The organism is Catellatospora coxensis (assembly GCF_016862635.1).
In the GTDB taxonomy this organism is placed as follows: Bacteria; Actinomycetota; Actinomycetes; order Mycobacteriales; family Micromonosporaceae; genus Catellatospora; species Catellatospora coxensis.
Genome location: NZ_BONI01000023.1, coordinates 98,814 through 108,643, shown reverse-complemented (window position 1 = coordinate 108,643; position 9,830 = coordinate 98,814). Strand labels below are relative to the sequence as shown.

At 75.2% G+C, this 9,830-nt stretch carries 8 protein-coding genes; 7 read left to right on the top strand and 1 reads right to left on the bottom strand.

From position 1 onward, the window contains the following. The first annotated feature begins 139 nt into the window (after positions 1 to 139). From Cco03nite_RS15850 to Cco03nite_RS15830, 5 genes are all read left to right on the top strand, one after another. Positions 140 to 1,912, top strand: a complete 1,773-nt coding sequence (locus Cco03nite_RS15850; RefSeq protein WP_203692855.1) for a hypothetical protein — start codon at positions 140 to 142, stop codon at positions 1,910 to 1,912. Beyond that, positions 1,909 to 3,972, top strand: a complete 2,064-nt coding sequence (locus Cco03nite_RS15845; protein ID WP_203692854.1) for a TOMM precursor leader peptide-binding protein — start codon at positions 1,909 to 1,911, stop codon at positions 3,970 to 3,972. The genes Cco03nite_RS15850 and Cco03nite_RS15845 overlap by 4 nt, the downstream gene beginning before the upstream one ends. A gap of 8 nt (positions 3,973 to 3,980) precedes the next feature. Further along, positions 3,981 to 5,123, top strand: coding sequence for a nitroreductase family protein (locus Cco03nite_RS15840; protein WP_203692853.1), 1,143 nt, complete (start codon positions 3,981 to 3,983; stop codon positions 5,121 to 5,123). Further along, positions 5,120 to 6,889: a thiopeptide-type bacteriocin biosynthesis protein gene (locus Cco03nite_RS15835; protein ID WP_203692852.1), complete on the top strand. Its 1,770-nt coding sequence runs from the start codon at positions 5,120 to 5,122 to the stop codon at positions 6,887 to 6,889. Before Cco03nite_RS15840 ends, Cco03nite_RS15835 begins: the two co-directional genes overlap by 4 nt. A 148-nt stretch (positions 6,890 to 7,037) precedes the next feature. Further along, positions 7,038 to 7,352, top strand: coding sequence for a winged helix-turn-helix domain-containing protein (locus Cco03nite_RS15830; protein ID WP_203692851.1), 315 nt, complete (start codon positions 7,038 to 7,040; stop codon positions 7,350 to 7,352). A 70-nt stretch (positions 7,353 to 7,422) separates the two neighbouring features. Here the strand turns inward: Cco03nite_RS15830 and Cco03nite_RS15825 are convergent, their stop codons facing one another. Then, the gene (locus Cco03nite_RS15825; protein WP_203692850.1) at positions 7,423 to 7,998 is read right to left on the bottom strand and encodes an ArsR/SmtB family transcription factor; all 576 of its coding nucleotides are present in this window, start codon (positions 7,996 to 7,998) and stop codon (positions 7,423 to 7,425) included. A 148-nt stretch (positions 7,999 to 8,146) separates the two neighbouring features. Here Cco03nite_RS15825 and Cco03nite_RS15820 point away from each other — a divergent pair, with 148 nt between their 5' ends. Both Cco03nite_RS15820 and Cco03nite_RS15815 read left to right on the top strand, forming a co-directional pair. Then, positions 8,147 to 8,341 (top strand): hypothetical protein, encoded by a 195-nt coding sequence (locus Cco03nite_RS15820; protein ID WP_203692849.1) that lies wholly within the window; start codon positions 8,147 to 8,149, stop codon positions 8,339 to 8,341. A gap of 130 nt (positions 8,342 to 8,471) precedes the next feature. Continuing rightward, entirely contained in the window at positions 8,472 to 9,827 is a 1,356-nt protein-coding gene (locus tag Cco03nite_RS15815; protein WP_203692848.1) for a radical SAM/SPASM domain-containing protein, read from the top strand. Positions 9,828 to 9,830 lie beyond the last annotated feature (3 nt).

The following is a 9,830-nucleotide window of genomic DNA, read 5'->3' as shown; positions in this document are numbered from 1 at the left end:
GTCTGGCCGCGCAGCGGACAGGTCAGGAGCACGGTCTGGCCGCGCAGCGGACAGGTCAGGAGCACGGTCTGGCCGCGCAGCGGACAGGTCAGGAACCAGCGGGCGCCGGGGCGCAGCGGGTGCTGAGCGAGGTGGCGTCATGACCACCCTCGCCACGCGCACCGTGCCCACCCAGCGCTCCGCACGGGTGTCGCCGGACCAGCGGGCGCAAGCCCCGCGCACGCTGGTCCGGCTGCGCCCGATCGTGCACGCCACCCCGACCCCCCAGGGCGTACACGTCCGGGGCTGGTCGTCGAGCTTCACCGTCAAGGGCGGCAGCGGCCTGTGGAAGCTGTGGCAGATCCTGTCCGCCCGGCTGATCGAGGGACTGCCCGCCGAGCAGGTCGTCGCGCCCACCGGCCGGCCCGAGGTGGTCCGCGCGGTGACCCTGCTGCTGGAGCAGCTGCGCGAGCACGACATGCTTGTCGACCTGCCCGCGGGCTGGGTCGACGGCACCGACCCGGCGGCCCCGCCCGCCGACGTGTGCGCCTGGCTGAGCTCCGTGGCGGCCGACCCGGCCGACGCGTGGTGCCGCCTGCGCACCACCCCGGTGCGGCTGACCGGCGACGGCCCCGTCGCCGAGGCCGCGGCCGGCGCACTGGCGGGCATCGGTGTCGACGTCGTGCCCGGCGCGCTGCCGGCCGCGGCGGACGGGGTCACCGACCTGGTGCTGTCCACCGACGCCGGGGTCGCGGTGGCCGCCCGCTGCCGCGGCGAGGTCGGCATGGTGGTGCCGGTGTCCGAAGTCGACTCGGTGCTGTGGTCGGCCCGCGAGGTGACCCGCCGCCTGGCCGGGGCGGCCGACCCGAGCGGCGCGCCGTACGCGCTGTCGGCGCTGGTCGGCTCCGCCGCCGCGCACCGGATCGTGTGCGCGGTCGCCGGGCTCGCCGACCCCGCGGTCGAGGCCGCCGAGCTGCACGACGACGACCAGCAGCCCGCCCCGGCCCGGCTGGAGCACCCGTCGGTGCTGGTGGCGCGGCTGGACCCGCTGTCGCTGACGTACCACCCGTTCCTGCCCGCGGCCCCCGCCGTGCCGGCCGCGGACACCCTCGACGAGGCGCTGCGCCGCGTCGAGGCGCTGGTCGATGCCGAGCTGGGCCCGCTGGCCGAGCCGGTCGCCGGCAACCTGCCGCAGGTGCCGGCCGCGCTGGCCGCCGCCGGCGACGTGGTGGGCGTGGGTGCGAGCACCGACGCCGCCCGGCTGGACGCGGTCCTGCGCCAGGCCGAGGCCGTGCTCGCCGGCGGCGACGCCGGGCACTTCGCCGTCGGGGTGCACGACCGGCACGCCCAGGGCACGGCGCTGCGCCGGCTGGCCGACGCCGCCGTCGAGCAGCTCGACACGACCCCCGTCGCCGACGACGAGTGGATCGGCTCCCCGGCGGCCCGCCGCTGGTGGAAGGCGCTGACGCTGCGCTTCGGCCAGCCCGCGTGGGTCCATGTGCGACGGCTCGCGCCCGACGCGGTGCACGCGCAGATCGCCTGCGGCGGCGAGGTCGTCGCCTGGGCTGTCGAGGCGGAGACCGCCGACGCGGTCGCGTTCGCGGCGCTGGCCGCGGTCGGCGCCGCCCAGGCGCGCGAGGCGGGGCTGGACGTGCCCGCCGGACCGGTGACCCTGTCGGGCGCCGCGCCCGCCGCGCGGCCCGCCGGCGAGGACGTCACCCCGTGGTCGGCCGGCTGGCACTGGCCCGCCGGGGTCGACCGGGGCGAGGACCGGCTGCAGGCGGCACTGCGCGCGCTGCCGCCGGTCGCGCGGGCCACCGTGTGGCGGCTCGGCGAGTTGAGCAGCGCCGAGGACGGGATGACCGAGCAGGCCGCGCAGCTGCGCCGGGCCCTGTCCGCGGTCGGCTTCACGGTCGTGCGGTGGGCGTCATGAGCACCCTCGCCACCGCCCTGCGCGGTTTCGACCTGCCGGTCCTCGACGCCGACCGGTTCGAGCCGACCGCGGCCGGTCCGCCGGGCAGCGTCGTCTTCGAGCTGGCGGGCATGGGCAACGTCCACGTCCGCGCGACCGCCCGCTCCGAGCCGCAGGGCAGCGCCCGCGCGACCGTCGGCGTGCTGTCGCCCGGCACTCCGGGTGCGGACGTTGCGTTCGGTGCGGACGCCGCACCGGGCCCTGCCGTGGTCGTCCTTCAGGACTGGACGAGGGCGCAGGCCGAGCAGCTCAGCCGGGCGGCGTACGCGGGGGCGCGGCCGGTGCTGCCGGTGCGCCTGGACGGCGGGCTGGTCCTGATCGGACCGCTGCTGCACCGCACCGCCCCGGTCTGCCTGGGCTGTGCCGAAGCCGCCCGGCTGAGCGTCTTCGGGCCGACGGTGCCACAGCGCACGCCCGGCCTGGCCTTCGGCGGGCTGCTGCCGCCGACCCTGCTCGCCCCGCTGGCTGCCCTGCTCGCCGGGGCACTGGCCGACCCGGCCGGCTACGAGGGGACCGTGCTGGCGCTGCGCGCCGACCGGCTCACCGTGTCGACCCACCGGGTGCGCCCGGCCCGGCAGGGCTGCGCAGTGTGCGCGCCGCTGCCCGACGACACCCCGCAGGCGGCCCGGATCACGCTCACGCCGAGCCCGGCCGCGGACCCGTACGCGTTCCGCGCGGTCAACGAGCGCACCACCCGTGAAGGGCTGCGCGCCGAGCTGTTCGACTGGCGGCACGGGCCCGTGGCGCACCTGCGGCGCACCGAGAACATGCCGCTGCCGCTGGTCACCGCGGAGCTGTCGGGGGACAGCGTCATCCGGGAGTCCGGCTACGGCCGGGCCCGCACGTTCGCCGACGCCGAACGGGTCGGGCTGTTCGAGGCCGCGGAGCGCTACACCGGCATGCGCCCGCACGGGCGGCGTACCGCGATCACGGCGTCCTATGCCGAGCTCGACCCGGCGACCACGATCGACCCGGCGCGGCTCGGGCTGCAGGACCCGGCGTACCTCGACCATCCCGAGTTCAAGCTCAAGCCGTACACGCCGGACCTGCGTACCGGCTGGGTGCACGGCTGGTCGCTGACCCGCGACCGGCTCGCCACCGTGCCCGAGCACGTGGCCTACTGGGGCCTGCACGCCAGTGCCGGGCCGCGTTTCCTCTACGAGAGCTCCAACGGCTGCGGGCTGGGCAACAGCCTCACCGAGGCGGTCCTCTACGGGCTGTACGAGGTGGCCGAGCGCGACGCGTTCCTGATGGCCTGGTATGCCCGCACCCCGCTGCGGCGGGTCGCGGTGCCCGCCGACGACCCGGTGCTGCCGCACCTGGCGGACCGCCTGGAGCAGGCGGGCTACCGGCTGATGTTCTTCGACGCGACCAACGACTTCGACGTGCCGACGGTGCTGGCCCTGGTGCTGCACCGCGACCCGGCCTCCGGTGCGCCGCAGGCCCTGTTCGCGGCCGGCGCGCACCCCGACCCGCGGGCGGCGATGCGCTCGGCCGCTGCCGAGGCCGTCGTCGACGCGATCGTCACCCCCGACGTGGTCCGCGCCAAGCCGCACTACCTGGACCGGGCCCGGCTGCTGCCGATGCTCGACGACCCGGCGCTCGTGCTCACCCTGGACGACCACGTCGCCCTGAACACCCTGCCGGAGGCCCGGGAGCGCTACGACTTCCTGCTCGGCGACGACGACCCCGACGGCGGCGACGACTGGCGCGAGGTCTGGCCGGGCCGGCCCGCGCCGGCCGGCGACCTGTCCGTGCTGCTGGCCGGCACCCTCGCCCGGCTCGACCGGGCCGGCCTGGAGGTCGTCGCCGTGGACCAGACCGATCCGCGCCTGCGCGACCGGCTCGGCCTGCACTCGGCGAAGGTGATCGTGCCGGGCAGCCTGCCGATGACGTTCGGCCACCTCAACCACCGCACCCGGGACCTGCCCCGGCTGCTGGAGGTGCCGTTCCGGCTCGGCCGGGCCGCGGCGCCCCTGCGCTACGACGACCTCGCCCGCCACCCCCACCCCTTCCCGTGAGGACCGCCATGGACGCCACCCTGTCCCGCGTGTGGGACCAGACGCACGGCAAGGTCGTACGGTCCGGTGCGATGCCCCGCCGCACCCCGCCCGCCCGCGCCGGCATCGCCCTGGCCGAGCTGCCCGAGCGGTACGCGCTGCCCGCCGCGATCCTGCGCCTGGCCCTGACGCCCCGGCGCTGGGAGCCGTGGAACTCCTTCAACGAGCACCGCGCCTACCCGTCGCCACGCGCGGCCTGGCTCGTCGACGTGACCGTCGTGGAAGGCCACCGCCGCTGGCTGGCCGACCCCGTCCGGGACCGGCTCGCCGGCCGCACGGACGCCCCGGCCGGCTCGGGCGCCGCTGTCACCCTGGAGCTGACCGTCCACCCCGAACGGCTGCCCGCCGGGTACGCCGCCCTGGCCGAGGTGCTGACCTGGCTGGAAGCCGGGCACGTGGCCGCGGCCCTGGCAGACAGCGCCGAGGCGTACGGCTGGACCGCGACCGCCGATCTGGACGACGACAGCGAGCTGACGGTGACGCTGCGCCCCGGCCACCTGACCGGTGCCGACGCAGCGCGATCGCGGCTGGCCGCCCGCCGCAGTTCCGGGCTGGGGCCGCGGGGACTGAGCGCCGACCCGGGTCGACTACCCGAGGGCACCCTGGCGACGCTGGCCCAGGCGGCGTTCCGGCAGCCGGCGGGCTCCCCGGCGGCCTGGCCGGGCCTGCGCCACCGCGCCGTCGCCGCCCGCATCGCCGGCCTGGCCGACGGCCTGTACACCCTCGACGGCGGCACGACGCGCCTCGTCGACGCCGACGCCACCATGGAGGCGGTGCAGCAGGCGTTCAGCTACCCGCGCGACAAGCTCGACGTCGCGGGTATGAACGTCGGGTGGGTGATCAGCGCCGACGTCCCGGCGGCCGTCCGGGAAGGCGGCCTGGCCGCGTACCGGCGGCTGCTGCTGGCCGCGGGCGCGATCGGCCAGCACGTCGGCGCGGCCGCGGCCGCCGCCGGGCTGTTCTGCCGGCCCGCCCGCAGCGTGCACGAGGCGCACCTGGAGGCGGCCGTCGCCGCCCCGGCGGCCGAAGACTTCCTCTACCTGCTGCTCATCGGCCGGTCGCGCCCCCGCGACTTCGCCTACGACCTGACCCCGCCGGAGGTGCTGACATGACCGCCGCCACCCTTGACCGGCACAGCGACGCCCGCGTGTGGCGCAGCCTGCACTGCTTCGCCTACTGGCCCTCGGGCGACCTCGACGACTTCCTGTGCCGCACGGTCACCCCGCTGCTGGACCGGCTGCGCCGCGAGCACCGCATCGCCGACTGGTTCTACATCCGCTACTGGGAGGGCGGCCCGCACCTGCGGCTGCGCCTGCGCGGGGCGGACGAGTCCACCGGCGAGTGGCTGCGCGAGGAGCTCGGCCGGCTGCTGGCCGAGGCGCCGTTCACCCCGGCCGCGCTCGACGGCAGCACCTACTACCAGGCGCTGGGCGGGCCGGCCGCGCAGTCGAAGGCGGGCTGGCACGAGCACGGCGACGTGCGCGAGATCGCCTACGTCGCCGAGACGCCCCGCTACGGCGGTGCCGCCGCGCTGCCGATCGCCGAGGACGTGTTCTGCCGCAGCACCGAGGTCGCCACCCGCGTCGTCGCCGCCACCGCCGACCCGCGGGCGCGGCTGGCCGCGGCCACCGAACTCACCATCGCCACCGCGATGGCGCTCGGCCTCGACCGGCTCGGCACCGCCCGCTGGCTGCGCATCCACGCTGGAGCGTGGCGCTTCAACACCGAGGTGGCCATGCTGCCGACCGCGCTGATGCAGGAGCGCACGTCGAAGGTGCTGGCGACCCAGGCGGCCACCCTCAACCAGCGCTGGGCCCGCACCGCCGCGGCGATCACCGCCGACCCCGACGGACGGCGTTCGCCGGTCACCGCCTGGGCCGGCGTGGTCCGCGAGGCCAACCGGCGGCTGGCCGAGCTGGAGCCCGGCGCGACCGCCGGGCGCTGGCTGGGCGTGTGGGCGTCGCAGCTGCACATGCTGTTCAACCGCCTGGGCATCACGCCCGACGAGGAGCGCTCGGTGTGCTGGCTGGTCGCCGGCACCGCGCTGGCCCCCGAGGGGCTGGCCCCGTTCTTCGCCGACGGGGCGCAGGCCCCCGACCGCCGTTACCACGAGGCCAGCAAGTTCCTGCTGGGCGGCGCGAGCGACCACACACCACGGGAGGTGGAGGGCCCGCCCGCGTTCCGGATGCGCGCGATGCGCCCGCCGGTGCCGCTGCCCTCGCACGAGGCGCCGCGGCTGCCGCTGGCCGACGTGCTGCGCACCCGCCGCTCCGCCCGGGGCGCGCTGGCCGGCCCGCTGCAGGCCGAGGAGCTGGGCACGCTGCTGTGGAGCGCGCACGCGATCTCGCACCACGAGCAGATCACGCTGCCCGACGGCACGCCCTACCGGTTCGGGCACCGACCCTACCCGAGCGCCGGCGCGCGGTACGTGGCCCGGCTGCGCCTGGTCGTCCGCGACGTCGCCGGGGTCGAACCCGGCTGCTACCACGTCGACCCGGTCGACCGGACGCTGTGGTGGATGGGCGGCGCGCCGTCCGACGTGGACCTGCTGGCCACGTCGATGTGGTTCCAGCCGGACCACGCCTCGGCGTACGAGGGGATCGACATCTCGGCGATGCCGGCGATGCTCGCCCTGTACGTCGAGCTGGGGCGGCTGCGGCCGCGGTATGGCATGCGCGCGCTGCGCTTCGGCACGGCCGAGGCCGGGCACCTGGCGCAGAACCTGTCGCTGGTGGCCGCGGCGACCGGGCTGTCGCTGGGCATGATCGGCGGCTTCTACGACGACGTCGCGCACGAGGTGTTCGGGCTCGACGGCATCGACAACGTGGCGGTCTACCTGCTGCCGATCGGGCGGCAGCGGCGCTCGCCGGACGGCTGAGACCCGCGGGCCCGGACCGCCGGGCCCGCAGGAACACCAAGCCCGGACGCGATGAAGCCCCCGACCGTCAGGGAGGACCGGGGGCATCGCTTGCAGACAGTGTGGCACATCCGAGCGCGCGCCGCACCTATGACGGGAGGCAGACCTCATGACGGACTCCGCGCCACGGCTGCGCAGGATCGCCGGGGTGAGCGAGCTGCGCGCGGTCAGCGACACGGTGCGCCTGGCCGTGCTGAGCATCCTGTTCGACCATCCACAGGACAGCTTCTCCGTGCGTGACCTGGCCGAACGCACCGGCGTGCCAGTGACGCTGATGCACTACCACCTCAAGATCCTGCGTACCGAGAACCTGGTGGGGGTAGTGGTGCGCCGCACCGCGCAGAACCGTCGCGAGCGGCAGTATCAGGCCCGGTATGCCGCGCTGCGCTGGGACTTCCCGGCCGCGGGCGACCCCGGGGTGTAGACGCCGAAAACCCCGCCGGTCAGGGGCGGGGTAACGGCGCTGTGCGGGCCGGCGGGCCCAAGGGGAGCGGTCACTCGCTCCGGGTGGGGTGCAGCGCGATCAGCATGCCGAACGGGTGGCGGCCCGAGCCGGCGCTCTTCTCGAACTTGCGGATCAGGTTGATCAGTTCGGCGCGGAACTCCGCGATCTGGCCCTCGTCGATGCTGGCGACCGAGCGGCTGACCAGGAGCCGTTCGGTCTCGGCAGCGTCGGCGTCGATGGACATGGCGGACGTGGCCAGGCCGAGGTCGATCTCGTCGCGGGTGATGTCGAACTGGGTGCCCACGGCGGCGCGCAGGCTCTCGCCGTCGTTCTCGGTGCGCCGGCTGAACCTGAGATCGAGCTGGCCCGCGCCGTACTGCTTCTCGATGATGCCGTTGACCACACGGGTGTCTCTGATCTGGACGAGCCCGTGCTGCTCCAGCTGGTTCAGATGATAGTAGATCTTGGTGGGGGAGATGCCGACGATGCCGGCGAACTCCTTGGCTGTCCACGTGCGCGCCGGCTCGGCCATCGCCAGCTCCAGGATCGCCATACGGATCGGATCGGCGAGCGCCTTGAGCGTCGCCACATCATCGATGACCCGCCGCGGCACCAACTCAGTCACGGCCTGAACCTCCCATTCAAACTCATACCTACGGTTCGACTATACACCAACGCTTGACAGAGTTTTGTTGCTCAGATTATTTTGAACGTCGAGATTAGCGCATCGCAATCTTTAAATACAAGTCGGAACCTCAGCTGGAGGGATCACCATGCCCAGGAACCGCTTCACGACCGTCCTCGCCGCTGCCGCTCTCGCGGTCGTCGCCTCGCCCGGCATCGCCGCCGCCTCCCCGGACACCGACCAGGCCGTCCCGCAGGAGAACAGCACGGCGATCATCGAGGTGCTCGCACTCGGCGACCTGCCGGACGTGCCGGGTCCCAACTTCGGCTGCGGCGTGTGCTGACGCCGGACCGGGCCACAGAACTTCGCAGACGGGCGGGTGCCGCAGCACCCGCCCGTCACCGTCTGCCAGACCCCGCATCCGCGCGACGACAGCTTCGACAGGTCCCGAACCGCTGACGGAAGGCCCCGCCATGGTCACGCTCGTCCCCAGCCGCTACCTCGCCTTCGGCGACAGCACCTACCGGCACCGCAGCGGGCGGCCGGTGCGCGCGGTCTACCACACCGCCTCCGCCCGCGCCCTGCTGCTCGACCCGTCCATCGTGGACGTGCTGCGTGGCACCGCCCCGCAGCAGCGCCTGGACACCGCGACGCTGGACCGGCTCGCGCAGCTGGGCCTGCTGGTGCCCGCCGGGACCGACGAGGCCGGCGCGGTCATCGCCGCGTCCCGGGCCGCGGTGCGCGACGCGCGCCAGCGCCAGTTCGTGGTGATGCCGACGGCCTACTGCAACATGGGCTGCGACTACTGCGGGCAGGAGCACCGGCGCGGCGCGGGCGTCGAACCCGGCCGGCACCGCGACGCGCTGGTCGAGCGGGCCGAGCGGGCCATGGCCGGCGGCCGCTACGACGCGGTCCACGTGCGGTGGTTCGGCGGCGAGCCGCTGATGGGGTACGCCGTGCTGCGGGCGCTGTCGGCCCGGTTCATCGCCGACGCGTCGCGCCACGGGGTGGCGTACTCGGCGAAGCTGGTCACCAACGGGGCGCTGCTGGACGCCCGCAAGCTGCGCGCGCTGCACCTGGACTGCCGCGTCACCCAGATCGAGGTCACCATCGACGGCCCACCCGAGCAGCACGAGGCGTCCCGCCCGCTCAAGAGCGGGCAGCGGTCGTACGCCCGGATCGTCGCCGCGATCGCCGGCACCCTGTCCGATCCCGACCTGGCCGGCCTGTCCTTCAGCGTGCGCACCAACGTCGGGGTGCACAACGCGGGCCTGGCGCGCGAGTTCGCGGCGGGCATGGCCGCGGCCGGGCTGGCCCACTCGCGGGTCAGCTTCTATCCCGCGCCGATCCACTCCTGGGGCAACGACGTCAGCGACGTCGCCCTGGACCGCGCCGAGCAGGCCCGCGTCGAGCTCGACTGGTATGCCGCCTACGTCGAGGCGGGCCTGACCTGCGCGCTGCTGCCCGCCGCCACCCGTCCCGTGGTGTGCACCGCGGTCACCGCGCACAGCGAGGTCGTCGCCCCGGACGGGCGTGTCTACAGCTGCACCGAGCAGCCGTTGGTGCCCGGGTTCACCGAGCAGCATGTCGGCACGCTCACCGAACTCGACCCGGGCGCGCCCCGCCCGGCGGGCGCGTTCGACGGCTGGTACGACACGATCGAGCGGGACCGCACCGGCTGCGGCAGCTGCCCGCTGCTGCCGGTGTGCGGCGGCGCCTGCCCGAAACTGTGGGGCGAGGGCAAGCGGCCGTGCCCGCCGCTCAAGACCAACCTCGTCCAGCGCCTCGACCTGTTCGCCCGCTCCACCGGCCTGGCCCCGGCGGCCTGATCC

Coding starts and splice junctions, on each gene's coding strand:
- Cco03nite_RS15845 (WP_203692854.1), top strand. CDS start 1,909: ATGAGCACCCTCGCCACCGCCCTGCGCGGTTTCGACCTGCCGGTCCTC.
- Cco03nite_RS15830 (WP_203692851.1), top strand. CDS start 7,038: ATGACGGACTCCGCGCCACGGCTGCGCAGGATCGCCGGGGTGAGCGAG.
- Cco03nite_RS15840 (WP_203692853.1), top strand. CDS start 3,981: ATGGACGCCACCCTGTCCCGCGTGTGGGACCAGACGCACGGCAAGGTC.
- Cco03nite_RS15850 (WP_203692855.1), top strand. CDS start 140: ATGACCACCCTCGCCACGCGCACCGTGCCCACCCAGCGCTCCGCACGG.
- Cco03nite_RS15820 (WP_203692849.1), top strand. CDS start 8,147: ATGCCCAGGAACCGCTTCACGACCGTCCTCGCCGCTGCCGCTCTCGCG.
- Cco03nite_RS15815 (WP_203692848.1), top strand. CDS start 8,472: ATGGTCACGCTCGTCCCCAGCCGCTACCTCGCCTTCGGCGACAGCACC.
- Cco03nite_RS15835 (WP_203692852.1), top strand. CDS start 5,120: ATGACCGCCGCCACCCTTGACCGGCACAGCGACGCCCGCGTGTGGCGC.